Origin of the sequence: Shewanella algidipiscicola, from assembly GCF_900380485.1 — a bacterium.
Taxonomy (GTDB): Bacteria; Pseudomonadota; Gammaproteobacteria; order Enterobacterales; family Shewanellaceae; genus Shewanella; species Shewanella algidipiscicola.
The window spans coordinates 86,954-112,518 of sequence record NZ_OXJV01000017.1 but is presented as its reverse complement, the minus strand read 5'-3'; the positions used below and the strand labels follow the sequence as shown (position 1 = coordinate 112,518).

The window sequence follows — 25,565 nt, the reverse complement described above, 5'->3', positions numbered from 1 at the left end:
TAATGCAATAGCTTAGCCCTTCGGTGGTTGTTTGTCATGGCACAGCACAGTGAGGGCTTGGCAAGCATATTAAACATCAAATGTTAGCCGTGATATATCCTGGAGGGTTGTTTGTTGAGATTAAAAGCCAGCCATGTGATGGCAATTAAGTCGTTATTTCATCTACTGGCTCTGCTGCCTATAGGGTATTTGGTGTGGACGGTATTGGCTGGGCGAGCGGGTGGCGATCCAGTACAGTACATTATTCATTTTACCGGGATGGGGGCATTAAACGCACTGGTGGCGGTGTTATTAGTCAGCCCCGTTGCCAAACGCTTTAAGCTCGGAGTATTAATTCAAACTCGCCGTTTATTGGGGCTGTATGTATTTGCCTATGCAACGCTGCATATCTGTGCATTTATCAGTTTAGACTTACTGTTTGAGTGGTCATTACTTGCCAGTGAAGTGGTTAAGCGCCCCTATATTCTTGTGGGAGCCAGTGGGTATGTATTGCTGTTGTTATTGGCCATTACCTCGGTCAATCGCGTGAAACGCAAAATGGGTCGCCGCTGGCAAACCTTACATAATGGGGTTTATCTAATTGCGATATTAGCGCCGATTCATTTTTATTGGTCGGTGAAGTCAGAGGTTATTGAGCCGAGTATCTATCTCATCCTGTTTGGAGCTTTACTTTTCGTTAGGCTAAATTGGCGTCAATTAAAAAAACGTTTTCAGGTGCGAGCCAGTTAGGCTTAGCTGTTTCGCGTGGTGCAGATAAAAAAGGGGGATTAAGGTTGAAGCCGATCGGATGATTCTAGGTGAAGATTAATTAATTTTTTACTGACAAACTGACTAAAACAAAAGCTATTGCCTGCGACTTTTTTGGCCGAATACATATTTTCATCAGCCACTCTAATTAAGCGTAGTCGGCCAATGTCATCGTTAGGATATACGGCAATGCCGATACTTACAGTCAGGTTGACCTCTGTTTCTTCATAGAGGATAGTAGGTGATAAGTGGTCAATTATTTTCTCTGTGACCATCTGTATCTCGTCTATCCCATTGATAGGTTCAAGCCAGACCACAAATTCATCTCCACCTAAACGACCACATATATCTGAACTCCTTAAGGTATGTTGTAAACGGTTAGCAACTGTCACTAATACCCAGTCGCCGACATCATGGCCAAGGGTATCATTAACCTGCTTAAACTTATCTAAGTCAATAAACAGCATTGCTGCTAAAGAGTGAGTTCGTTGACATCTTGCTAAGGCAGTATCAATTTGGCGCTCAAACGCACTGCGCGAGTAAAGCCCTGTTAAGTCATCATGTTCTGCGACATATTTTAATCGTTCTGTCTGCAATGTAAGTTGCTTTGTTTGTTCATAAACCTCTTGTTGAAGCGCATCTTTCTTTACCGTCGTTTCAAAGAGCCGTTTGCTCATGGTGTTAAATTGTTGGATAACGGTTGCTAACTCGTTTTTACTGTTAATTTTAATCTCGTTACCTAAGTCTCCTTGGGTCAAGCGAACAATGCCAGCGGTTAAGCCTTGTAAACTTTGATTAAAACTGTTCAAGGTTGAGATGGTTAATAATACTAATACCACTGAGCCTATGAGTAATACGATCACCGCGATGAGCAAAATGAAAGCTTGTTGCTTGGCTGATTGGTCGAGTACTTGTCGTTGCAGTTTAGTCAGCTCTTCACTCATGGTTTGTATGGTGATATTAAAGCGGGCAGTGAGCATGCCATTGGCTGAGGTGATGCCTTGATGAGGTTGCGAAACAATATCAGCGCTAGCAATGGCCAATAGCGAGCTTAAGTTATTGACCATTCTGCGTAGGTTGAGTACGTAGATATTGTTGCTTGGCTGCATAGGTTCAGCGATAGTCAATTGTTTTTTGAGTTGTAATAGAGTCGCTTCGGTTTGCATTAAAGCATCACTATCTCGAAACTCTTGCAATACCCACAAGCGGCTGCGTAAAACTTCAACTGATTCATCGAGTTCAGTGATGTAGGTTAATTTATCTAGGCTTTGTTGTTGTAAAAATTTTAAGCCAGCAAATACGATAATAATCAGGGTCGTTAAGCACAAACTTAAGACTAACATAGACTTTAATCGTGTCGTGATCATCATTTTGCGACAAGCTCCGCTAGTGATTGATGGCCTTTACCAGCGCTGCATCGTTTAGGTATAACCTAAAGTCTGGTAAGGGTTGTTTTGATACAGCTTCACTGGCAACAGCCCAGCGCGCTTGGGTTTGCAGCATTGATAATAAAGAGTTATTTAGCGATAACCTAAAGATATAGTCGTTCCATGACCACTCAACAGCGGCCATGGACATATTGAGATAGTCACTAACAATTTGTTTGGCGAGTTCTGGTGACTGGATAATAAATGCTTGTGCTTCATTGAGTGCTTTAAGAATATTCACATGTTGCTCAAAGTGCAGTGAGCTGTTGATCTCGTTACTGACTAAATTAAACGACAAATTATAGGTGCCTTTACTAGGATATTGATAAATATCCTCTCCAGCCTGTTCAAATAGTCGATAGCCATAGGGTTCCCATACGGCAATAGCATCAACCTCTTTGGCTAACAGAGCTGGACCTAACGCTTGGGCTGACATGTAGATTTTTTTGAACTCTATATCCTCTTGTCCTGTGACGATGAATAATGAATCGGTAAAAAACTCGCTGGCACTGGCTTTTACGATGCCGACTTTTTTATGTTTAAGTTGAGCAATATTACGATTTTTATCAGTATGAAGTGTGAGCAGTTTAAGGTCGTTATCGGATTCGGCAAAGCTAGCCAGTAAACGAAAATCCTGACGCGTAAAGCTATTAAACATCACCACAGACTCAGAGCTGGTGGCTAAATCTACATCGCCATTTATCATGGCATCAAAACACAGGTGCCCCCCAGGCAAGGGCTGCAACTCGACATTCACATTATGGCGATTAAATAGTCCTTGTTGCTTGGCAATAATTAGAGGAGCACTGAGGGGCGTGGTTGATATCGCGATTCGAATCGTTGTTATTTGAGGTGATGGGGCGGTGTTGGATAAGAACAAAGGTAGGGTAATGCCCACGAAAAGTGCTAACGCTATAATTATTCCTGTTGGCTTCATATTGCAGTCTCAACCTTTATATTATCGAATATTATTATGGCGATGTTTTTATTATTTAAGCGCTCAGTGGTAATGTTGCGTCGCCGTATCACAACGGATCGATATCACCGTTAATCCAAGTAAGTGTAGTTAGGTTTAACTAAAGGGGTAAAAAATATCTCACTGGTGTTTAACGCTTGAGTCGAGGCGGGCGATAAACAGCCCTGGCGATAGACCTTTGTATGAAGTAGTCGATGCACTGATGATCAGTCATGGCCTTGCAAAATTGATTAGCCATTAACCTTAATTAAGCAGATAACACAACACAACATAATGGGTGGCATCAATGGATGGGGAAATGCCGCAGTGCCCTGTGCCACAAACATAACGATTTACCAAATGTAATAGGCATATTGTCTAGTGTGGATAGGACTTAATCGATACGTACTTTATGTGCTGGCAATAGGGCGTTTTATTATGGTTTTAAGCGGGCTTACTATCATGGTGACAGACTTATTGATATGCGATTCTCATAGCATTTCATGTATGGGGTAAGGAAGAGGCGACTCAGATGAGATCGAGAGCTGGACATAATAGTAATAACTGGGATGAATGGTGAATAATCGTAGGTAACCATAATGAGCATTAACATAATAACAATTATTAATTAGGTTATTAGCAGAATTGCAGTTTGGCAATTTAAGCAGAATTGCAGTTTGGCAATTTAGTAAGCTCATTTTTAGTACTCTTATTTAGTACTCTTATTTAGTACACTTATTCAGTGCTCTTAATGTCACGACTCTGAGTAATTGGGTCCTCTTAGGTTTTAGTCATTTTTACCTTAGCAAGGCATCAGTTAGTATGTTGCATGCATTCGCATCACGGTTATGTTAATTACCGTGATGATTGCGGATTGAGAGCATAGTTAACTCTTCTGCTGGCGCATAATCTCTATAACATCATCAAATGAGAGGTCGTATTGACGTGATAGATTAATGATTTTGGATTTATAAGTTTGGATGTTTTCTGTTTGTGCCTGCTTATATTCTTCTTCATCGACCAATTTATTGACCACTGTTTGTAACGTGGTTAACCGGCGTAAATTATAATTAAGCGATTTAAGGTACGTTTCCATTTGGTTAGCATTACGAGCGTTCTCCAATCCGCTAGTTTGCTTCTTTTCGTAGCCGTATTCGTCGAGAGCCGAGATGGCATCTTGTAAATCAAAATTATCAGTCATGTTATCTCAAGTAGGTCGATAGGAAAGTAAAATCAATTTCTCTACAATCCTATAACTGAATATGGCACAGAGATAGGATCTGCGACTAATTATAGATTGAGAATAGGTTTTCTAAAACCACTTATTGTAAATTTATCTCATGTTCATTTTAATCTTGCCTTGCTATAGTAACTTATTCATTTTATTGATGCACGGAGGCGTATATGCTTGACCTACTGCCCGATCTTTTCGACCTTTATGAGTCGGATTTATCATTACTTTCACCTCATTATCGACAATTTGGTCAAAAATCCATATTTTGGGGTGAGGTGGTGACCGTTAAATGTTTTGAGGATAACTCAAAAGTTAAACAGATATTAGCCCAAGGCGGTGAGGGGAAAATATTAGTAGTTGATGGTGGTGCATCCACAAGACGTGCGTTATTGGGGGATATGATAGCCCAAAGTGCAGTCGATAACGGCTGGAGTGGCATTGTCATTAATGGATATGTTCGTGATGTGGCGGCATTGAAACAGATGCCGATAGGGATCCAGGCATTAGGAGCTAATCCGATAAAAACGGATAAACGCGACATAGGGGATGTTAATGTCCCATTAGAGATAGACCGCGTTATAATTAAACCTGGCATGATGCTATACGCCGATGATAATGGTATTGCGGTGTCGTTAAAACGACTCGAATTACCTCTAGAGTGTTAAGCGTATCGCTGTCTATTCATTCACCAGATGGAACCTGTTATGAAATTTATTAAATGGTTGCTACTTGCTGTCGTTACATTATTTATTGCACTGGCCCTATATTTAACCGTGATATTTGACCCTAATGATTTTAAGCCGCAAATTGTCGATGCGGTAAAAAAACAAACGGGGCGGGATTTACTCATCAATCAAGATTTAAGCTGGACCTTTTTCCCTGCCATAGGTATTTCTTTGGGTGATATTACGCTGTCTAATCCGCAAGGGTTTGAACACTCAACCATGGTCAGTGTTGATGGCATTGTGGCTGAGGTTGCACTATTGCCCTTGCTCAGTAAAGAGGTGGATATCGCGCAGCTGAATTTAGACGGTTTAACCGTTAACCTTGATACCTACAAAGATGGTCGTAGCAGTTTTGATGGTTTAACTTCGACTAAGAATAAGCAAGCCGATGATGCGGTCAACGAACAGGCTCCAGCCAATGTGCAACTGAGTCGTCTTAATATTGGTGGCATCGCGATTACCAATACTCAAATTAATTTATATGATGAGGCAAGTGGTAAGGTTCAGGTCTTCAGCCTTGATGAGCTTAATTTAGGTGTGTTTTCATTAGGGCAGTTAGCCGATTTGTCCTATAAGTTTAGTGCCAGTATGCCTGATGTGAAACTCGTTAGCGAAGGGATTGGTCAATTAACAGTGTCTGAGGATCTTAAGCAGATTAGCTTAAGTGATTTTGCCATCAGCAATACCATCAAAGGCGAAGGTATCCCCAATAAAGCAATGACCGTTGATTTAAGGACTCAAGTGACGGTCAATACCCAAGATCAACGAGTCGCGCTTATGCTTGAGCGCTTAGCAATCGACTCAATTACCGCGAGCGGTAAATTCGATATTCATTATGGTGCAGCGGTGCCTAATGTCATTGCGTCACTGGCATTTGATGATATTAACCTAGATAACTTGCTACCTAAGAGTGAAGCGGCTGAAGCTACTGAGGCGACTCAAGCAACAGAGACTAAGCAAGAGGAGCCCGATCTTACTGGCCTAAAAGCGGTTAACTTAGCCTTAGATTTGAGTATCAAATCGATTGTGGTTAATAATTTGACCACCAATAATTGGCTAATGAAGCTGGTATTAAAAGAGGGGGTATTAGATGTTAAGCAGCTATCGGCTGAGCTTTATCAAGGCACCTTAACCTCATCGGCACGTCTAGATGGACGTCAAGCGGTGGCCAACTATCGTTTTGACAGTAAGATCTCTGGCGTGAAAGTACTGCCGTTATTGACCGACGCTGCCGAGGTTGATTTATTAGCGGGTACCGCCAACTTTAATATTACGGGTAACGGACAAAGTTTAATTAGTGACAATATTAAACGTAATCTAATGGCTAAAGGTCAATTTAGTGTGACCGACGGTGCGCTCTATGGAGTGAATATTCCGCAGATGCTGCGTGATGCTAAAGCAAAGTTGAGCGGCGATCTCAATGCCACATCGACAGGTGAGAAAAAAACCGACTTCACCAGCCTAACGGGGAGTTTCTCCTTGGCAAAAGGGGTGTTCAATAACCCTGACCTGGCGATGGCCTCACCCCTTATTCGTCTCGGTGGTCAAGGTGATGCCAATATTATTACCCAAGCGCTAGATTATAAGTTGACGACATCTGTGGTCGGCTCTCTTAAAGGTCAAGGTGGGAATGAACGTGATGCCTTATATGGTGTCGAAATTCCTTTTGCGATTACCGGAACCATGAGCGAGCCGGAATTTAAACTTGATACGGCGGCCTTGTTTGATGCCAAATTAAAACAAGAAACCGATAAAGCGAAAGACAAGCTCAAAGATGAACTGCTTAAAAAGCTAGGAGGATCCTAATGCTGAAGACTTCGGTCACATCTTTGTCCTTGTTACTCTTTATTACGGGCTGCACTTATGCTGAACAGCCTGTTAAACCAGCTGCCGTCTCTACAGAGGTACGTGCAATCGAGCAGGCAAACAGTGACAGTGTCAACGTAGTGAAAGGCCAGTCTCCGTTTGCCGATCGCAAGGCGATTGACCACCCCACAACTGAGCGACCAATGGATCCTCAAATGCCGCAAAAGAGTTTATTTAAAGGTGAATTGACGTCATCGTTAGTCGATAAAGGCCTTAAAGTGACCCTAACGGTGAGTAACCCCAATGATTATGGCGTGCCAATTCAATATCGTTCAGGGATGACGGCGGATCTATGGGTTGTCGATGCCGATGGTAAACGCTTGTGGGCATGGTCTGATGAGATGATGTTTACTCAAGCGTTAAGAGATGTCGTTATTGCGCCACATCAGCAGGTTAAGGTTAATTTTATGATCCCAGAGTCGCAGTTAGTGGCATTTCCAGCAGATGCGATGCTTCTAGCACGTTATGATGGTGTCGCCACCGAATCGAGCGAACAACAGGTGGCATTGGTGGATATTAGCGCACCATTAACTCGATAGGGTTTAAGCCTTAGTTGATTTATGCTCAGATGTGAAGCATTAGATGTAGTGCACTTAGGTTATTCGTGATGCTAGATGCTAATTTAAGAATAGTAAGTCAAGACTCACGGTAACCAGACAATCAAGTGGGTCATTAAGCTTGATAAAGTAAAAAAGCGATGCCTAAGGCATCGCTTTTTTGTATGCATTATTTTGTTTAATTAGGCTCTGGAGCGGGTGACATCAACATGCACAGTTAACTTTTGGCCTGGCTGTAAATACTTTTTCCCAGAGAGATTATTCCACTGCACTAATTGATTAACTTGTACTTTAAATTTAGCGGCAATTTTGGCCAATGAATCGCCACTGCGAACGATATAGTTGACGGTACGAGTAACACTGCTTTTATTACTTTGTTGCCAAATGACTAAGGTTTTACCCAATTTTAATGGATCTTTTGGTGTCATCGCATTCCACTTGGCGAGGCTTGATACCTTAACTTTGTGGGCTTTGGCAATTTTCCAAAAAGAGTCACCAGGTTTAACGGTATAGTTAAGCTTGATCCCTTTACCACTGCGAGATTGCTGTTGTTGCAAGCGCTGATCTGCCGACAATAAGTATTGCGAGGGATCTTTCGCCGCGACGGGGATCAACAGATGTTTACCAGCAATGATCGTATTGTTTTGCATATCGTTAACGGCGCGCAATGCCGCTGGTGTGGTGTTGTAGCGCTCGGCTATCTTGCCTAAGCTGTCTCCTGATTTTATCTTATAGCGTTGCCATGAAAGCCGATCTGTGGCTTCACTTTGGGAAAGCACTATTTCAAAGGCTTCGGCTTTATCGATTGGCAACACTAATTTGTGTGGCCCTTGTGGCGCAGTGGCCCATTGGTTAAAACCTGGGTTAAGCGAATGCAGTTCATTAAGTGTCATATCTGCCATTTTCGCCGCCAGTGCCAAGTCGATTTGGCTACCTATTTCAACCACTTTAAGTTGTGGTTGGTTGGGGATTGGGTGTAGTTCAATGCCGTATGCTTCGGCGTTGTTAATGACATCGGCTAAGGCGATTAACTGTGGCACATAACGTTCGGTTTCACGCGGTAAATCAAGCGACCAGAAGTCACTGGATATTCCTTTACGTTGATTGCGCTTAATGGCATTAAGCACTCGACCCTCGCCAGTGTTATAGGCCGCGATGGCGTATAACCAATTTTGATGAGTTTTTTGGTACAGGTATTCCATCATATCGAGTGCCGCAGTAGTCGCTGCTGGCACATCACGTCGGCCGTCGTACCACCAGTTCATCTCTAAGCCAAAATATTTAGCCATTGGCGAGGTAAATTGCCATAGGCCAGATGCGGCGCCATGGGAATAGGCAAAGGGGTCAAACGCACTTTCCACTATTGGCAATAAGGCGAGCTCAATAGGCAAGTTACGCTTTTCGATTTCTTCAACAATCAAGTACATAAAGGGTTCAGCACGCTCAGAGACGCGAGCTAGGTGTTGTGGATGCTTGATATACCAATCGCGATATTGATTAACCAGTTTTTGATCTGGCACCGGCATGGTGAGCCCTAAGCGGATCCGTTGCCAGACATCGGTGACCACGACAGGCTCAGGTTGCTCTTCGGCGAGATTCACCAGCGGGGTTGCAGGCGTTTCGACCTGTGATGGTAGCGGTGTTACGGGTTGTACGGTTAAGTGCTGACAACCAGCAAGCAGGGAGAACCCTGCCGCCATCAGGACAAGTGGTAAGCGCATTAAACATTATTCCTTACAGATATGTCCCAGTATCGTACCTCGGATGAGTAGGGGGGGGACTTAATTAGCGCGTTATTGTAAATGATTTCCTAGAAGTTGTCTTTCCATTGCCTAAGAAGCGTGAAACTGATGGTTTTATCCTGGATAGGTTGTTGAAATTGCTTGTTGAGAGATTGCTGTATCTTGGGGGCGTCGGCACGTAAAAAGGGGTTTATAGCCTTTTCATGGGCGATAGTGGTGGGTAATGTGGGGCGATTTACTGCTCGATATTGCTGTGCTTGTTGAACATAGGTTTGTAACGCAATATTGCTTGGGTCAACCGTCAAGGCAAAGCGTAAATTAGCCAATGTATATTCATGGGCCGGATAGACAAGGGTGTCGCCATCGAGCTGAGCGAGTAAGGTTAACGAACTGAGCATCTGCTCAGGTGTGCCTTCAAATAACCGACCACACCCGCCGCTGAATAAGGTGTCACCGCAGAACAGGTGCGAACCTATATGGTAGGCGATGTGCCCTAAAGTGTGTCCCGGTAAGTGAAAAATTGCCACCGGTGTATTAACGCCCTCTAAGGTGATCGCGCTAGTGGCTTGAGTGATGTTGTCAGTTATGCCCGCGATGTTTTCGCTTGCGGGGCCATAAACCTTCAACATCTGGTTAAAGTGTTGCTGTAATTGAGCAATACCGCCAGTATGATCATGGTGATGATGAGTGATCAAAATACCTGTTAATTCAAGTTGATGCTCGGTTAAATACGCGATAACAGGCTGGGCATCCCCAGGGTCGACCACATAGCAATGGCGTGAGTCTGGCGATTTGATCAGCCATATATAGTTGTCGTTAAAAGCTAAAATAGGAGTAACAGAGATCATAATAATGGGTGCCTCAAAAAAGTGTGTCAGCTTGAGTAGTTTAATGAGCGAGGCTATTGCGTGTATAGCCCTTTAACGATTTAATACAAAATATTGATTTTTAAACATCGCATTTAATAAAACGGCAAGACTTACCCTATCGATACCACTTGTTGCAAAATGGGAGCGCATTGTGTTTATAACGGCCAGTAAACCACAGCGATGGCAAGATCTGCCAAATGGTCAATGGTTGCAAGAAGCCATTGAAGAGAAGCTGGCGCCATGGTGGCCTAAAGTGTTTGGCTATCATCTGCTCAACCTCGGTCCACTTAGCGCCGGGATAGATAAACCCAATTTACCCGTTGGCAAAACATTTTCTATCGCGCCCGAGGGCAAGGCATCGCTGACTGGTCATTACAGTGAATTACCGATCCAAAATGGGGTTATTGATGCAGCGGTGTGCAGTTTTTTACTCGACTTTGAAACTAACCCTTACAGCGTGCTGCGCGAAACCGATCGTGTATTAATTTCAGGTGGCTATCTGTTTATTGTCGGTTTTAACCCGTTAAGTCCGGCTATTTTGGGGAAAATACTGCCCCGTTATCAAGAGCGGCTGCCTTGGTCTGGCCGATTTTTTACTCCAGCGCGGGTAAAAGACTGGCTGGGATTGCTGGGTTACCAAGTGGTCGGTGATGAGCGCCTAGCCTATCACCATTTGATGACAGATATCACAGATGAAAGCATTTGGCAGCACGCTCTGCAGGCCTGGTTGCCTGGTAGCGGCGCCGTGTACATTCTAGTGGCGCGTAAATTAGAAACGCCTTTGACTCCCATCGCCGATCGTCAGCGAGTGCGCCAACCCAATTGGTCGGCAGCACCAACCGCTGGCCGTAATGGGCCTTTGCGGGTTTATGATAATGATAAAGAGTGAATAAATGAGAATCACCTTAAAGCAGCTGATGATTTTTGAGGCAGTTGCACGCAGTGGTCAAGTTGCAAGAGCCGCTGAGCTCGTTAATTTGTCGGCCCCAGCGACCTCAATGGCACTGGCCGAACTGGAAAAGCAGCTCGATACGCGCCTGTTTGAACGGGTCGGAAATCGATTACGCCTTAATGCTCAAGGCAGTTTGTTATTACCCTTAGCGACTGAAGCCTTACAAAAAGTTGAACAAATTGAACAACTTTTTTCGTCGCCAGAAGCCACTTTGAGCGGAACCTTAAATGTGGCTGCCAGCTCGACCATAGGTAATTATTTGTTGGCGAAAAGTGCCGTGGCGTTTTGCCAGCAATTTACCTCATCGATGGTGGATCTCAATATCACCAATACTCAAGCAGTAATCAAAGCGGTATTGGAGTTTAGCGTTGAAGTGGGTTTTATCGAAGGGCAATGTTTAGACAGCCGTATTAAGGTCGAGGCATGGCATAAAGATAAACTCTTGGTATTTTGTCATTCAGCGCACCCACTGGCTGGGCAGCAGGTCGAACCTGAGCAGGTGCGTGGACAGCATTGGGTGATGCGTGAATCTGGCTCGGGGACGCGCGATTATTTTATCAATGCGGCGAATATGCTCGATCTACAGCCGATTGAAAAATTTAGTTTTTCTACCCCAGATGCGATTAAACAAGCGGTCAGACAAGGTGCAGGCCTCGCGGTATTGTCAGAGCTGACATTAGAGAAAGAGCTAAATCGTAAAGAGCTGGCGGTGATTGAAGTCAATGGGTTGACCCTAGCACGGCAGTTTTATCGCATTAGGCACAAGAGCCGTAACCCGAGTGCCCTTTGTGATGCATTTGATCATTTTAGTCAGCGGTTTTTAAAAATCGCCCCTTGATGCAGGTTGCTGATCACTGGGCGTTTTCGATATATCCCTTATCTATTTGCGTGGGTTTGGCTTCGGCGGCAAGACGTGCCAAAGAGTCGCAGCGCTCGTTTTCTAGGTGCCCAGCGTGGCCTTTAACCCAGCGCCACTCAATCTGGTGAGCTTGAGTGGCAGTATCCAGGCGTTGCCACAAATCGATATTTTTTACCGGCTGTTTACTGGCGGTGAGCCAGCCGCGTTTTTTCCAGCCGTGGATCCATTGGGTGATGCCTTGACGCATGTACTGGCTGTCGCTGGTTAGGATAATATTGCATGGCTCATGCAGTGCTTCTAGAGCGATGATCGGCGCCAGTAGCTCCATGCGATTATTGGTGGTGAGGGCAAAACCATCGGCAAGTTCTTTCACATGGGCCTTATATTTCATTACCACGCCATACCCACCGGGGCCGGGATTTCCTAAGCAAGATCCATCGGTGAAGATTAACAGTTGTTTCAGTCCAGTCATCAAGTTGCTACCATAGCGAATAATCTGGGCAGTATACCCAAAAATGTTAGATAAAAGCGGTCTTAAACATGAATCTTATCTCTAGCGCAAAGCGCCAAGTTATTCTCGATACCGAAACTACCGGTATGAACCAAGGTGCAGGTGCCATTTATTTTGGTCATCGTATTATTGAAATTGGTTGTGTTGAGGTGATTAACCGCAAGCTCACGGGGCGTCATTACCATGAATATATCAATCCGATGCAGGCGATTGATGAAGAGGCGATAGCCGTTCACGGCATCACCAATGAATTTGTCGCCAATAAACCAGTATTTGCACAAATCTCACAATCCTTTATCGATTTTATTGCTGGCGCTGAAATCGTGGCACATAACGCTAACTTCGACGTTAGCTTTATGGATCATGAGTTTTCGTTATTACAGCCAAAAGGGCCCAAGACTAGCGATATTTGTCAGATCCTCGATTCGCTCGAACTGGCCAAGTTTTTACATCCAGGGCAAAAAAATAACCTAGATGCATTATGTAAACGTTATGGCATAGATAACTCTCGCCGTGATCTCCATGGCGCATTACTCGATGCCGAGATTTTGGCCGACGTTTACCTCATCATGACGGGTGGTCAGACTAAGTTTGAGTTGTCCAATGAAAAACTGGGCCAAGAAGGTGGCGGGATCCAACGTTTAGCGCCTGATCGCGCAAAACTTAAAGTGATCGCCGCTGCGGCCGATGAACTAACTATGCATGAACAAAGGTTAGATTTAGTTGAAAAATCAGGGCAATGTATTTGGCGAGGATAAGCGTCATCCTATGAAAAATTGGTTAATATCCATCAGTGTGACATTGATGCTGGGGTTCGCTAGCATCAATGTTGGCGCTCAAGTGGTCGATTCGACTTATGCTAAAGCATTAAAAAATCGCTTTCGAATTGATCATATGGTCGATGAGGTAACCTTATTTATACAACGTGAGTACGGCAGCTCACCTGTGATTGTGGTGCTACCCGATGGGTCTAAATGGTATCAGTCGCGTCATCCTGAGTCTGTTAAATGGGCCGATGGTTTAAGTGGTGACATCATCAGCATCAAAGACCCCATGCCCGGCCCATGGCAACTCTTAGGGCAGGTGGCGCAGGGGTCTACAGTTGAACAAGTCTCCAAGCTGAATATCGATGTACAGCCATTACCACAGCCGGTTTATCAAGGAGAGCGCCTTAAAATTGTCGCCAAATTAATGGGCGATGAGCAGCGCATGCGCATGCCTGGGCTTGATTATCTCGTCAATTGGACGGTACGTTTTGTCAGTGAACATCGCCCTGGCGACGCAAATTTTGCCGAAGGCACCTTAATCGTGGGCAGTTATAGAGATAATGGCGAACAATTTGATGAGCAACCCGATGATGGGGTGTTTACCAGCGAGATCAATTTAACCCACCCTTGGGGCCATTACAGCTTTCAAGTAACGGCAGAAAATAATATTTTCAACCGCGAGTTTCGTCGTAACTTTGTGTTGTCACCTATGCCCATCACCTTGCAGATAATGGAGCCAGATGATCATCTCAATGGGCGTTGGCAGTTGCAATTGGCTGTTGATGATAGCCAGTTGGCGTTAGAGACGACCCATTTTGAGTTTGAACTGGCCGGCCCCGCCGGGATGAGGGTAAACTTACCGCTGCAGAGTATCACGCAAAAAACGCTTGAGCTGCAACTGCCTAAAGTCACCGAATTTGGTAGTTATCGTATTAAGGGCTCGGCGGTATCCACCACGTTAAGTGGACGTGAAGTGGTACTTAAACTGCCTGAACAATTTTTTAATTTAGTGCCGCCGCCAGCACCTACGCCAACGGCAGAAGAGTTAGCCGCCATCGCCGCCCAAAAAGCCGCCATTGCCGAAGCAAAAGCGAAAGAGGATGCCTTATTTTGGATCATGACCATTAACGGAACCTTGTTGATACTTGGCCTCATTGGTTTAGCCGTGTGGCGCAAACGGCAAAATTTGCACCGTGCTTTGGCCGTAACTGAAGCGCGTTTAGCCCAGCAGCGGACTCAAGATATAGGGCCAACACTGGACGAAATTGACTTATCAATGCCAGAAGATCTTCCTGCGAATAAGCCATAAAGTAATCGATTTAACATGAGTTGGTGATTTTTTAACTAATCAAATCGCTTTTTTAAAATAATGATTGACGAGGGTTTATCGCCTCAGTAATATGCATCGCAACTTGATGTGGAGCGGTAGTTCAGTTGGTTAGAATACCGGCCTGTCACGCCGGGGGTCGCGGGTTCGAGTCCCGTCCGCTCCGCCAATCAAGTGCCTAATTTAAAATGTAATATTAGTTGTTTTAAGATTACATGACCTTTTTGGAGCGGTAGTTCAGTTGGTTAGAATACCGGCCTGTCACGCCGGGGGTCGCGGGTTCGAGTCCCGTCCGCTCCGCCAAATTAAAAAAAGCCCTAGCAGTGATGCTAGGGCTTTTTTAATTTACATTTTTTATACTCATGCATGTCATTACCACTGCGGCCGAGTTCACAGCGCCCACATTCCCCTATGGCTTTATTGTTGCTTATCATCGCACATTGATTCTCTTGATGTCATTGTGGGATATGGCTGATGTTTGCCATGGTTATGCACCGAACAATTGATGGAATTAGAAAAAAAATCGACAAGTATGCATGGGTCACGCATGCTGTAGAGTGTATATTTTTGATTAAAACGAAAGGACATATCAATGGTTGAACAGATCACTGCCATGTTAGGACTGGTCGGTATTTTATCCATTCTTTGCCAATGGCTAGGCTGGAAGCTTCGTTTACCAGCCATTTTACCGCTATTGATATGTGGTCTGCTCGTCGGGCCAGGCTTTGGGATTCTCAACCCCGATGCTGTATTTGGTGACCTACTGTTTCCGAGCATCTCTCTTGGTGTGGCGGTGATTTTATTTGAAGGGGCGCTGACACTTAACTTTTCTGAGATCCGCGAACACGGCCGGATGGTGACCAACCTTGTCAGTATAGGTACTTTAATTACTTGGGCCATCATAGGTTGTGCGACCCATTTTATCATGGGATTCAGCTGGGATTTGTCGATGTTATTTGGTGCCTTAGTGGTGGTTACAGGCCCAACTGTGATTGTGCCCATGCTGCGCAGTATCAAGCCTAAAGCACAATTAGCCAGCATTTTGCGTTGGGAAGGCATAGTCATCGATCCCATTGGCGCTTTGCTGGCAGTGTTGGTGTTTGAATACATTGCCGTGGCTGCCGATCCAACGACCCATGTGCTTCACTCTTTAGTCTATATGTTAGGTATTGGTATCGGCTTAGGTGCGAGTGCAGGCTACGCCATTGGCATTGTGATCCGTCGTGCGCTCGTGCCGCATTACCTGAAAAATACTGCCGTATTAACCATCATGCTGGGCGTGTTTGTGTTGTCAAATTTGGTGCAAGAAGAGTCAGGCTTGCTGACTGTTACTGTGATGGGTATTTGGCTGGCGAATATGCGCGGCGTCGATATTGACGATATTATCGAATTTAAAGAAACCCTCACGGTATTGTTTATTTCGGGCCTGTTTATCTTACTTGCGGCGCGCTTAGACTCACAAGCATTGCTGAATTTAGGCTGGCAAGGTATTGCATTACTGTGTGTGGTGATGTTTATCGCACGGCCCGTTAGTGTGTGGTGTTGCGGCATAGGCAGCTCTTTAGCCAGAGCAGATAAATGGTTTTTAAGTTGGGTGGCTCCACGAGGCATTGTAGCCGCTGCGGTATCATCATTGTTTGCCATTAAACTGGAAAGCCAAGGTTTACCCGGCGCCGAACAGATAGTGCCCTTAGTGTTTCTTATTATTATTGGCACCGTGGTGGCACAGAGCCTTACAGCCAGCCGCTGGGCCCGTTTTTTGGGAGTAAAATCAGGCTCATCACAAGGTTTACTTATTTTTGGGGCCTCAAAGTTTGCCAGAGCACTTGCCAAAGTCTTATTGAGTAAAAATGTGCCGGTGATCCTTGCCGATAATAATTGGGATAACATTCGATTATCGCGTATGGATAATATTCCGGTGTATTTCGGTAATCCTGCTTCAGAGCATGCTGAAAACGCGATCGATATGAGTGGAGTTGGCCGCTTATTAGTGCTATCACCTTATCGACAGCTAAATCCATTAGTGACCTTTCATTACCAAGATGTACTGGGCAAAGATAAAGTATTTGGGTTAAATAATAATGAGGGCAACAGCGCCCGCCATAAGCTGTCAGAATCTTATCAGCAACGGTTATGTTTATTTGGTGAGTCAGTTTCCTATACCCGTTTAGCCACAACCATGGCGAAAGGTGGCGTGATAAAGGTAACCAGCATTACCGATAACTTCACGTTTACCGATTTTAAACGTCGTTACGGTGAAATGGCCTTGCCGCTTATTTATCTGCAAGAGGGCAAAGTGAAGCTTATTACCGAGGCGATCACAGACTTACCTGTGGGCATTGAGTTGATAAGCTTGTTATCTGCCGAAGCCCTAAGTGATACTCAGCTTAGCGACGAGTCTAAAGCGAAAAAGGTCAAAGAGGCTAAGTCTAAGCCCGCTGATAACTATACTGATAGTGATAGTTAAGGGTTGTAAATCATTTAGTTGCTACTTAACACCTGACATCAGATCTATTGTTGCATCCATTATGCGCTCATCAACAAAGAGGGGACTTATCTAACCTGATGGGCTTGTAATGTAATAGGGTAGTTTTAACTAACCTGAACTCGGGATAAGAAATTGAACTAATAGCCCTCTTTGTGATCAGATCTCTCGACCAAGATTAATCAATCACGCAGAGGGCATATGAATAATTTAGTGGATGTATTTTGTGATGTCGATGATTTTTGTAATGTTTTTATTCCTCAATGGGAACAACAGTGTCTAAGCGATGGAACTCGCAAGCGTAAGCGCGCTGGCAGAATGACGATGAGTGAAATTATGACAATTATCATCGCCTTTCATATGTCTAATCATCGTGACTTCAAGAATTTTTACACTGGATATCTGGCTCGTTTCTACAAATCTGATTTTTCAAACTTGCTTAGCTACACTCGATTTCTTGAAGTCATGCCGAGTGCCGTCATTCCAATGTGCAGTTATTTTTCCTCTTTAAAAAGCGAANCGACAGGCATCGAGTTCGTTGANTCAACGAGCATTAANGTTTGTCATAATTTGCGAATTCCAAGGCATAAAACGCTAGCAGGTCTCGCCAGCCGAGGAAAAGGCACGATGGGCTGGTTCTATGGTTTTAAACTACATCTTATTGTGAACCATCAAGGCGGCATCGTTGCAGCCAAAATAACACCTGCGAATGTGCATGACACTAAACCCGTAAAAGATATGGTCGTTGAATCAATGGATAAACTCTATGCTGATAAGGGGTATATCGGCAAAGCGTTAGCAGGCGACTTATTAGAACGTGGGGTTACTATCGTTAATAACGTGCGTAAAAATATGAAAGCAAAGGCTTTATCATTATGGGATAGAGCCATGCTTTCTAGACGATTTATTATAGAAACAATCAATGACCAGCTAAAAAACATCTCACAAATAGAGCATACGCGGCACCGCAGCGTACATGGTTTCATGCTTAATGTGATAGGAGGTTTAGTGGCTTATCAACTCAAAGAGAATAAGCCACAACTCAATATTACATCAGCAGAATTCAACGTGATTTCAGTGTTACGTTAAACCGATCTGAGGTTAACTAATACTTTGACATAAAAATAGCCCTAATGCGTTAATCATAGGGCTATTTTTTTGTGTGAACTTGGGCGTGGGTAAGCAAGTAAAGGTATTAGCTCACTGCTTGTTTTTCTTCTTTAATCCTAACCCTAACTCACGGCCACGAATTCGCGCATAAAATGGCAATGTGATCAGTAATATCGCCAGTAACAGCACTTCAATCGCGGCAAATACCAAGGCGGTGTCGGTCACATACAGTAAGGTTAATCCGTGTAGCATATACAGGCAGATAATAAAACTGCCCCAAGCATAGGTGTAGGGATCGCCGCTTAAAATGCCTTTTAATGGTGCCAGTAAGGGCAATATCCATAACAGACTAAAAATTAGCGAATATTCGCCACTTAGCCCTTGATTACCAAACCAGGCTGTCATCAATAACAACAAGGCCAAGTAGCAGGCTCGACTGATTTGAAATAGCTTATTTGAGCTCATGGGCCATTGACGCCTTATAAAATGCTTAATACGTTTTCGGGAGGGCGCCCGATCGCCGCACGGTTATTGGCTAACACTATGGGGCGTTCGATAAGTTTAGGAGTGTCTACCATCGCTTGGATAAGCAGTTCATCATCTTCAATATCGGCTAGCCCCTGGGATTTATATTCATCTTCTTTCGTGCGCATCAATTGGCGAGGCGTGATCGCTAATTTATCGAGAATGCCGCGGATCTCAAGCTGAGTGAGAGGAGTCTTAAGGTATTCTATGATTTGAATATCACAGCCTTTTTCTTCAAGTAACGCCAAGGTTTGACGGCTTTTTGAACAGCGAGGGTTATGAATAATACTTACTTGCGTCATAGGTTGTCTGCTGGTTGTCAAAAGTTGCCGATATTCTACTGTAAAAGGTGAGCGGAGTCACAAAGAGTTCGCTCACCTCCATGTTACAGCTGTTCGATCGCTTTCTTCGATTGTTTAAATTGGCGAATACGGGCTTCGATACGTGCCAGTTGTAGTGGATCTTGTTCTGATAAGCGATAGGCAAAATTAAGCTGGTCAATCGCACCGTCGTAATCTGCTGCTAAAGCCATTGCTTCGGCTTTAATGTAATGCTCCATCGATTGATTGCCGACCTCTTTATAGGCGTCACTGAGTAGGTAGAGAGGTAACTGATTTTGTTTATCGAGGAAAATCATCTCCTCCAAAATAGGAATCGCCTTTAGTGGTTGTTTGTGTTCAATATAAGCATTAGCTAAATTGACATTGATCACCTGAGAGGTGGGTTTTAGTTGCCGCTGTTTCTCCAACATAGCAATTGCTTGGTCATGTTGTTTGCGCTCCAGCAGTAAGTCAGTTTTGGTGTCTATATAAAACAAATTATTGGGTGCTTGAGCCAGTAGTTCATCGATAATCTTTTCGGCTTGTTGAGTTTGCTTTGCACGCAGCAGCGCTAAGGCTAAGCCGTACTCGGCAGCTTGTTTATATTCATATTGGCCTTTTTTCAGCTGATTTTGAAATAGGCTTAATGCGGCCTCTTCACTATAGCTTGAGAAGCGCACTTGAATACGGGCTTTAGCTAACTGAAAATCGAGGTTATCGGCGATATATCGATGCGGATATTGGGCGGCGCGATTACGTGCCTCACTGATCCGTGATTCAGGTAGTGGGTGAGTCAACAACATTTGTGGCGGTGTAGTGGTAAAACGGTAGCGAGTCGCCAGTTTTGCAAAAAAGTCGGCGGCGCCATTAGGGTCAAAACCGGCATCGACTAATATTTGCATCCCAATTCGGTCGGCTTCCTTCTCATGGAGACGGGTGTAGTTAATCTGTGATTGCGTTGCCAAAGCCTGAGTGGTGGCCATTGCCGCCATTCCCGCCTGCGGCGCCGCAATAGTCAACAAAATGGCTCCTAGTAGACCCACCATGGTGGCTGTTGAGCTCTTATCTCTGGCTTCAATTGAGCGAGCCAAGTGACGTTGAGTCACGTGGGTGATTTCGTGGCCGATAACCGATGCTAGTTGGCTTTCATTATCTGCATTGAGGAACAGGCCTGTATGAACACCGACATGACCACCAAAAAACGCAAATGCGTTGATCTCATCATTGCGCAGCAAAAAAAAGTAAAAGGGGGTTTTGACCCCATTGGCGTGAGCCACCAGTTTATTGCCTAGTTCCGTCATGTATTGATTTAAGACAGGATCGTTAAGAATCGGTGCAGATGAGCGTATGACGCGCATATAAGCATCGCCATAGGTATTTTCTTTTTCTAAGCTGAAGGTGTTTACCGCGGCCGTGCCGAGATCCGGCAGGTCATTATTAGCAAAACCCAAAGGGGCTACAGCAAACAAGGCCAGTGACATCGCCCCCGCAAGGAGGGACTTGGCTGTGTTAATTTTACTCAAACTTATCCTTAGCGGGCTATCAGCATATCATGTTGATTATTAGAGTGAATAGAGCACAATTAGTTCATTTATGTCGAGTGACACCTTGTAATAAAAGCAAAGTATACTGCAACTTAATTGATAACTTGTGGTTTAGTCAGAGACTTAGGATAATAGCCGGAGTTTGTCTTTAGCAAGTTGATTATGACTTTTATTGATTTAACCTCTTATCGATGTCCCTTAGCCTTAGTTAAGCTTAAGTTGGCGCTTAAACAGATGAGTGATGGCGAGCAACTGCTGGTGAGTCTTGCAGATAAAGGCTCACGCCAAGATGCGCCGCGGTTTTTAACACGACAAGGTTATCTGTACACCGAACAGCAAAATAATGACCAAGTATTAGTGCTCGCCGTAGTTAAAACAGCGGGGTCGTAATTGTAATGCATGACTGAGTAGGAAGTGTGAATGTTATCCTTATTAAGCAATTGGTATAAAGACCGATTTAGCGATCCCCAAGCGGTAACCCTAGTGTTTATCATTGTGGGTATTGCGCTGGCCCTCTATTTTGCTGGCGGGCTGTTGGCGCCGCTGTTGGTTGCCTTAGTATTAGCCTTTTTGCTTGAGTGGCCTGTCGCGCAAATGGGCCGTATTGGGATCAATCGCACCACAGGTGCTTCATTAGTCTTGGTGCTGTTTATCGGTATGATGATATTGCTGATGTTCGGTTTGGTGCCCAGCCTCTGGAAACAAGGGCTCGGCTTAGTCACAGATTTGCCCTCCATGCTTGATAAAGGGCTTATCACCATCAAAGCGTATGTCGAAAAATATCCTCAGTTCTTAAGTACCGAGCAGCTAGATGCGACCGTTGGTGAGCTTAAAAAGTTACTCGATACCCAGCACCTGTTGGACTTAGGTAAACAGCTCATAGGTTATTCAGCCTCACTATTGGTGTTAATGGTTTATACCATTTTGGTGCCATTATTGGTGTTCTTTTTCTTGAAGGACAAGGAGCAGCTCATTCGTGGTAGCAAGCGCTTTATCCCGTCTAATCGTGACTTAGCTCGTAAAGTCTGGTTAGAGATGAATCAACAAATCTTTAATTATATTCGCGGTAAAGTGATTGAGATTTTTATCATTGGCGTGGTCAGCTATCTGTTTTTTGCCATTATGGAGCTGCGTTACGCCGCTTTATTGGGCGTGTTAACCGGATTGTCGGTATTGATCCCCTATGTTGGGGCTACATTGGTGACTCTGCCTATTGCCTTGGTGGCGTTCTTTCAGTGGGGCGTGAGCCCTGAGTTTGGTTATTTGATGTTAGGTTATGGCATCATTCAAGCACTCGACGGCAATGTGCTAGTGCCTGTGCTGTTTTCCGACGCCGTTGACTTACACCCTGTATTTATCATTGCTGCCGTGTTGGTGTTTGGTGGACTATGGGGCGTTTGGGGGGTATTTTTCGCTATCCCGCTGGCGTCTTTGGTGAAAGCCGTGATCAATGCTTGGCCGCAAGTGAACTCGGCTTCGTTAACGTTAGATAAGCCTGAAGATGAAACCGCTGATAAGCAGACATCAGCTACACCATCGAACTAAGTGTATTCTTTCTTTTAAGTACTAAGAGTTGCAAGGTCATGGCAGGTAAGACTGTGCGGATTAAGCGCAGTAGAATAGGGCGTTAAGCCCAGTTTCGCGGTAATAACTTATGTTGTAACAATCATTTTGATAATAAAAAGCCAGCAACTAAGCTGGCTTTTTTGTTAGCTAATGCGTTATTGCTTACTGGCTATCAATAACTTTCATAACAACTTCATGATGATCTTTGGTTTTAAATTTATCGAACACATGTAGGATTTTGCCGTCTTGACCGATAAGAAAGCTCAACCTATGGATGCCATCATACACTTTGCCCATAAATTTCTTCTCGCCCCACACGCCAAATGCATCGGCAATGGCATGGTCTTCATCACTTAATAATGAGAAGTTAAGTTGATGTTTATCGGCAAAACGCGCCAGCTTAGCGACAGGATCTGGGCTGATACCCAAGACTGTGATCTGATTGGCGTCAAGTTGGGGTTTACTGTCTCTTAAACCACAAGCCTGTACAGTGCAGCCAGGTGTCAGTGCTTTAGGATAAAAGTAAACCAATACAGGGCCGTCTTTTAATGCTGCTTCGAGTGAAATGGCTTCATCGTTTTGATCTTTTAAGGTAAAGGTTGGGGCTACATCCCCTTGGGCTAAGGTTTTCATTCGCTTTCCTTTTGATTGCTGTCGATCCCCTGCATACGTTCAATATTGCAGCTAAGGTTCAATTCGTCGGCCAGTTCGATGATATTTTGTTCGAGTTGTTCGATATCCACTTTCTCTGGCACATTAATGGTTAAAAACACATTTTGTATTGGCTCACCGTCAGCGGTTTCTTCAGCATGTGAGCGTACGGCTGCAAGATCCAGTGAGCGGTCGGCCAAAAATTGTGTTAAGCGTTTCATGGTGCCACGCTGATCTTGACCATTAAAAGAGACTTGTAGGCGTGACACATAATGGCGTGGTGTGTGCTTTGAGGTGCGTTTCATCACGCTTAAAAGCCCCAGCTCGACACTTAATGCTGGCAAATTTGCTTCCATCTTAGTGATGGCAGGCCAGGAACCAGAAATCATCATGATCAAGGTAAACTCATTGCCGAAAATGGCCATTCTACTGTCGACAATATCGCAGTCACATTCACTCGCAAGGCGTGCAAACTTACTGACGATACCGGGACGATCCGCCCCCAGTGCGGTGACGACCAGATGATTAGACATGAAATTCCCCCGTGTTGCTGTGAAAATAGTACAAAAAAACGCCGCTAAACGATAACGTTTTTTTGAAGCACGACATGCTAACACATGTTAGTGATTTTGCGATCCCTGTCTTAACAAACGCTCAAACAAATAATCAGTGTGCCTATGAGGTGAAATTCTCGCGCTGTGGCGAGAGTTATGCTTGTTTTTAACGCTTAGCATCAGTACCATAGCCAATCCTGAATCCTTGGGGAAGTCACATGATAAACGGAAGCATTGTAGCCTTAATCACACCAATGAATAGTGATGGCTCAGTCGATTATGCAAGTCTAGAGAAACTGGTCGAATACCATATTGAACAGGGTACGGACGCTATTGTCGCGGTTGGTACCACTGGCGAGTCTGCTACTTTACCCATGGCTGAACACATTGAAGTGGTCAAACACGTGGTTAAATTTGCAGCCGGACGCTTACCTATCATAGGTGGCAATGGCGCCAATGCAACGGCGGAAGCGATAGAGCTGACCAAGGCACAGGCAAACAGTGGCGTTGCCGCCATGCTTGGTGTCACACCGTATTATAATAAGCCGACACCCAAAGGGCTTATCGCACATTATCGGGCGGTTGCAGCCTCAACCGACATTCCACAAATTTTATACAATGTACCAGGCCGTACTTCGGTAGATATGTTACCTGAAACCGTGGCTGAACTCGTGTCTGTGCCTAACATTATTGGCGTAAAAGAAGCGACTGGTGATCTCAGCCGCGTCGCAAGGTTACGTGAACTGTGTGGTAACGACTTTAAACTTTATAGTGGCGATGACCCAACGGCTCGAGAGTTTCTTAGTTTAGGTGGTGACGGCGTCATTTCAGTGACCAACAACATAGTGCCTAAAGCGTTTAAAGTGATGTGTGCTGCCGCATTAAACGGGGATATGGCCACCGCGATTGTGATAGAAGAGCAAATTAAACCTCTGTTTAGTGCTCTATTTTGCGAAGCCAATCCTATTCCTGTTAAATGGGCCGCTCACCGTATGGGTTTGATAAATGACGGTCATATTCGTTTACCTTTGACGGAACTTTCCCCCCAGTTTCATGGTCTGTTGCTAGAAGCGATGAAAAATGCCCGAATAGAGGTTCAATAATAGATGCTAAAGCAAGTCACCCCAATTTTACTGATTGCAGCTGTTTCAGCCTGTAGTTCACCCATTGATAGACGTCAGGCTAATGGTAGCGATGAGTATGTGTTATTGGAGTCTCAGCCCAAGTTGGTGATACCCCAAGGGCTTAATCAACCTAAATACAGCAGTGAGTATGATATCCCACCCGTTGGTAACAAGGTCGATACTAGCCTTGTGGGTAAAAAGCTGGATATTCGTCCACCATTACAAGTATTGCCTATGGCTGAAGGTACTCACGTTGAAGAATCGAGCGACAGTATTAAGGTTGTAGTCGAATCGATTGATAATGATATCGACTTAAGATCCGAGATGCTTGATATTCTTAAGGCCTATCTTAATAGCAAGTCAATTAAGATGGTTAAAGAAGATGATGAAGCCGGAATTATTGAAACGGATTGGATAGAGAACCAAGAGCTAATCGACTCCAATTTATGGGGCGCAGATGACGTTTATTTAGTGCGTCAACGTTATCGCTTTACCGTTAATGTGCGTCCTCATGGCCGTAGTGGTAATTTAGCTATTGAGCTGATTGATCATGAAGAGCGTTTTGACGGTCAAGATCAAGATGTTATCTTAAGCGGTGAAGATAAACGCCGTTATACGGTTGATATGCTTAATAACACTATTGCATTTATGAGTGTTAAACGTGCGCAATTAATTAAGGCTAAGCGACTGAAACAGAGTCTAGGTATCGATGTAAGTCTAGTGAAGGCCGAGTCTACCGTTGATACCGAGCCTGGTGCGAGTTATTGGTTAGCCCAAGCGCCGTTTAATCGCACATGGGATCGTTTACGTATTGTCTTACCAGAAATGGGCTTTGAAGTTGTCGACATGGACAGTAACAAAGGGCTCTATTTTATCAGTGTTAATGACGACTCTGGTTTCTGGAGTTCGTTATGGAATGATAACAAGCTTCCGTTAGAACAAGGTAGCTATCGTTTACGTATCGAACAAGATAGGGATAATACTAATACGCGTATTTACCTTAACGATATGAATGACGAGCCTTTGAGTAATGAGATGATTGAAACTGTCTACCAGACATTAGCCGATCTCATGCAAGAAGATCGTAAAATGCGCTAAATTCACATTCAGTCATGAAGTTAAAAAGAGGCTCGTATAGCCTCTTTTTT

The 25,565-nt window shown here is 44.3% G+C and carries 25 protein-coding genes and 2 tRNA genes; 16 read left to right on the top strand and 11 right to left on the bottom strand.

Annotated elements, in window-relative coordinates; all coding sequences use genetic code 11:
- Positions 1–111: 111 nt before the first annotated feature.
- Positions 112–729: a protein-methionine-sulfoxide reductase heme-binding subunit MsrQ gene (gene msrQ / locus DN599_RS12740; protein WP_110457971.1), complete on the top strand. Its 618-nt coding sequence runs from the start codon at positions 112–114 to the stop codon at positions 727–729.
- A gap of 38 nt (positions 730–767) precedes the next feature.
- Here the strand turns inward: msrQ and DN599_RS12735 are convergent, their stop codons facing one another.
- The 3 genes from DN599_RS12735 to DN599_RS12725 form a co-directional block, all read right to left on the bottom strand.
- Positions 768–2,117, bottom strand: coding sequence for a sensor domain-containing diguanylate cyclase (locus DN599_RS12735; RefSeq protein ID WP_110457970.1), 1,350 nt, complete (start codon positions 2,115–2,117; stop codon positions 768–770).
- Between the two features lie 16 nt (positions 2,118–2,133).
- Positions 2,134–3,111, bottom strand: a complete 978-nt coding sequence (locus tag DN599_RS12730) for an ABC transporter substrate-binding protein (protein WP_110457969.1) — start codon at positions 3,109–3,111, stop codon at positions 2,134–2,136.
- A gap of 904 nt (positions 3,112–4,015) precedes the next feature.
- A complete protein-coding gene (locus DN599_RS12725) occupies positions 4,016–4,330 on the bottom strand; it encodes a hypothetical protein (RefSeq protein ID WP_110457968.1) in 315 nt (104 codons plus the stop codon).
- 203 nt (positions 4,331–4,533) lie between these two features.
- Between DN599_RS12725 and DN599_RS12720 the strand changes: the two genes are divergently transcribed.
- From DN599_RS12720 to DN599_RS12710, 3 genes are read left to right on the top strand one after another with little or no spacing between them, the layout of a single operon-like run.
- Positions 4,534–5,028, top strand: a complete 495-nt coding sequence (locus DN599_RS12720) for a putative 4-hydroxy-4-methyl-2-oxoglutarate aldolase (protein WP_110457967.1) — start codon at positions 4,534–4,536, stop codon at positions 5,026–5,028.
- Positions 5,029–5,067: 39 nt separating this feature from the next.
- On the top strand, positions 5,068–6,894 hold the full coding sequence (locus DN599_RS12715; protein ID WP_110457966.1) for an AsmA family protein: 1,827 nt from the start codon (positions 5,068–5,070) through the stop codon (positions 6,892–6,894).
- On the top strand, positions 6,894–7,493 hold the full coding sequence (locus DN599_RS12710) for a BsuPI-related putative proteinase inhibitor (RefSeq protein ID WP_110457965.1): 600 nt from the start codon (positions 6,894–6,896) through the stop codon (positions 7,491–7,493). Before DN599_RS12715 ends, DN599_RS12710 begins: the two co-directional genes overlap by 1 nt.
- A gap of 200 nt (positions 7,494–7,693) precedes the next feature.
- On the opposite strand, the gene DN599_RS12705 is transcribed toward DN599_RS12710, so the two are convergent.
- Together DN599_RS12705 and gloB are read right to left on the bottom strand one after the other, a co-directional pair.
- Positions 7,694–9,232 carry a LysM peptidoglycan-binding domain-containing protein gene (locus DN599_RS12705; protein WP_110457964.1) on the bottom strand — a complete coding sequence of 513 codons (1,539 nt, stop codon included), beginning with the start codon at positions 9,230–9,232 and terminating at the stop codon, positions 7,694–7,696.
- An 89-nt stretch (positions 9,233–9,321) separates the two neighbouring features.
- Entirely contained in the window at positions 9,322–10,101 is a 780-nt protein-coding gene (gene gloB, locus DN599_RS12700) for a hydroxyacylglutathione hydrolase (protein ID WP_110457963.1), read from the bottom strand.
- Between the two features lie 172 nt (positions 10,102–10,273).
- Between gloB and DN599_RS12695 the strand changes: the two genes are divergently transcribed.
- Together DN599_RS12695 and DN599_RS12690 are read left to right on the top strand one after the other, a co-directional pair.
- Positions 10,274–11,011, top strand: a complete 738-nt coding sequence (locus tag DN599_RS12695; protein WP_110457962.1) for a methyltransferase domain-containing protein — start codon at positions 10,274–10,276, stop codon at positions 11,009–11,011.
- 4 nt (positions 11,012–11,015) lie between these two features.
- Positions 11,016–11,912 (top strand): LysR substrate-binding domain-containing protein, encoded by an 897-nt coding sequence (locus DN599_RS12690; protein WP_110457961.1) that lies wholly within the window; start codon positions 11,016–11,018, stop codon positions 11,910–11,912.
- Between the two features lie 13 nt (positions 11,913–11,925).
- Here DN599_RS12690 and rnhA read toward each other — a convergent pair whose 3' ends face one another.
- Positions 11,926–12,405, bottom strand: a complete 480-nt coding sequence (rnhA, locus tag DN599_RS12685) for a ribonuclease HI (protein WP_110457960.1) — start codon at positions 12,403–12,405, stop codon at positions 11,926–11,928.
- A 68-nt stretch (positions 12,406–12,473) separates the two neighbouring features.
- Here rnhA and dnaQ point away from each other — a divergent pair, with 68 nt between their 5' ends.
- From dnaQ to DN599_RS12655, 6 genes are all read left to right on the top strand, one after another.
- Positions 12,474–13,202 (top strand): DNA polymerase III subunit epsilon, encoded by a 729-nt coding sequence (gene dnaQ, locus DN599_RS12680; protein ID WP_110457959.1) that lies wholly within the window; start codon positions 12,474–12,476, stop codon positions 13,200–13,202.
- A 46-nt stretch (positions 13,203–13,248) separates the two neighbouring features.
- On the top strand, positions 13,249–14,520 hold the full coding sequence (locus DN599_RS12675) for a TIGR03503 family protein (RefSeq protein WP_420820871.1): 1,272 nt from the start codon (positions 13,249–13,251) through the stop codon (positions 14,518–14,520).
- Between the two features lie 110 nt (positions 14,521–14,630).
- Positions 14,631–14,707 (top strand) — tRNA-Asp (locus tag DN599_RS12670).
- A 57-nt stretch (positions 14,708–14,764) separates the two neighbouring features.
- Positions 14,765–14,841: transfer RNA gene (locus DN599_RS12665), tRNA-Asp, on the top strand.
- 289 nt (positions 14,842–15,130) lie between these two features.
- On the top strand, positions 15,131–17,005 hold the full coding sequence (locus DN599_RS12660; protein WP_110457957.1) for a cation:proton antiporter: 1,875 nt from the start codon (positions 15,131–15,133) through the stop codon (positions 17,003–17,005).
- 219 nt (positions 17,006–17,224) lie between these two features.
- On the top strand, positions 17,225–18,112 hold the full coding sequence (locus DN599_RS12655; RefSeq protein ID WP_110457956.1) for an IS982 family transposase: 888 nt from the start codon (positions 17,225–17,227) through the stop codon (positions 18,110–18,112).
- A gap of 111 nt (positions 18,113–18,223) precedes the next feature.
- Here DN599_RS12655 and DN599_RS12650 read toward each other — a convergent pair whose 3' ends face one another.
- From DN599_RS12650 to bepA, 3 genes are all read right to left on the bottom strand, one after another.
- Positions 18,224–18,598, bottom strand: coding sequence for a DUF2069 domain-containing protein (locus tag DN599_RS12650; protein ID WP_110457955.1), 375 nt, complete (start codon positions 18,596–18,598; stop codon positions 18,224–18,226).
- 14 nt (positions 18,599–18,612) lie between these two features.
- Entirely contained in the window at positions 18,613–18,960 is a 348-nt protein-coding gene (gene arsC / locus DN599_RS12645) for an arsenate reductase (glutaredoxin) (protein ID WP_110457954.1), read from the bottom strand.
- 83 nt (positions 18,961–19,043) lie between these two features.
- Complete coding sequence (bepA, locus tag DN599_RS12640; protein WP_110457953.1) at positions 19,044–20,501, bottom strand: beta-barrel assembly-enhancing protease; 1,458 nt, start codon at positions 20,499–20,501, stop codon at positions 19,044–19,046.
- Between the two features lie 183 nt (positions 20,502–20,684).
- Here bepA and DN599_RS12635 point away from each other — a divergent pair, with 183 nt between their 5' ends.
- Both DN599_RS12635 and DN599_RS12630 read left to right on the top strand, forming a co-directional pair.
- Positions 20,685–20,912, top strand: a complete 228-nt coding sequence (locus DN599_RS12635) for a sulfurtransferase TusA family protein (RefSeq protein WP_110457952.1) — start codon at positions 20,685–20,687, stop codon at positions 20,910–20,912.
- A gap of 30 nt (positions 20,913–20,942) precedes the next feature.
- Positions 20,943–22,067, top strand: a complete 1,125-nt coding sequence (locus DN599_RS12630) for an AI-2E family transporter (protein ID WP_110457951.1) — start codon at positions 20,943–20,945, stop codon at positions 22,065–22,067.
- Positions 22,068–22,250: 183 nt separating this feature from the next.
- Here DN599_RS12630 and bcp read toward each other — a convergent pair whose 3' ends face one another.
- The gene (bcp, locus tag DN599_RS12625; RefSeq protein ID WP_110457950.1) at positions 22,251–22,721 is read right to left on the bottom strand and encodes a thioredoxin-dependent thiol peroxidase; all 471 of its coding nucleotides are present in this window, start codon (positions 22,719–22,721) and stop codon (positions 22,251–22,253) included.
- Complete coding sequence (locus tag DN599_RS12620; RefSeq protein ID WP_110457949.1) at positions 22,718–23,272, bottom strand: glycine cleavage system transcriptional repressor; 555 nt, start codon at positions 23,270–23,272, stop codon at positions 22,718–22,720. The genes bcp and DN599_RS12620 overlap by 4 nt, the downstream gene beginning before the upstream one ends.
- 239 nt (positions 23,273–23,511) lie before the next feature.
- On the opposite strand from DN599_RS12620, the gene dapA reads away from it, so the two are divergent.
- Both dapA and bamC read left to right on the top strand, forming a co-directional pair.
- Positions 23,512–24,396, top strand: a complete 885-nt coding sequence (gene dapA, locus DN599_RS12615; RefSeq protein WP_110457948.1) for a 4-hydroxy-tetrahydrodipicolinate synthase — start codon at positions 23,512–23,514, stop codon at positions 24,394–24,396.
- A 3-nt stretch (positions 24,397–24,399) separates the two neighbouring features.
- Positions 24,400–25,515, top strand: a complete 1,116-nt coding sequence (bamC, locus tag DN599_RS12610; RefSeq protein WP_110457947.1) for an outer membrane protein assembly factor BamC — start codon at positions 24,400–24,402, stop codon at positions 25,513–25,515.
- The last annotated feature ends 50 nt before the right edge of the window (positions 25,516–25,565 follow it).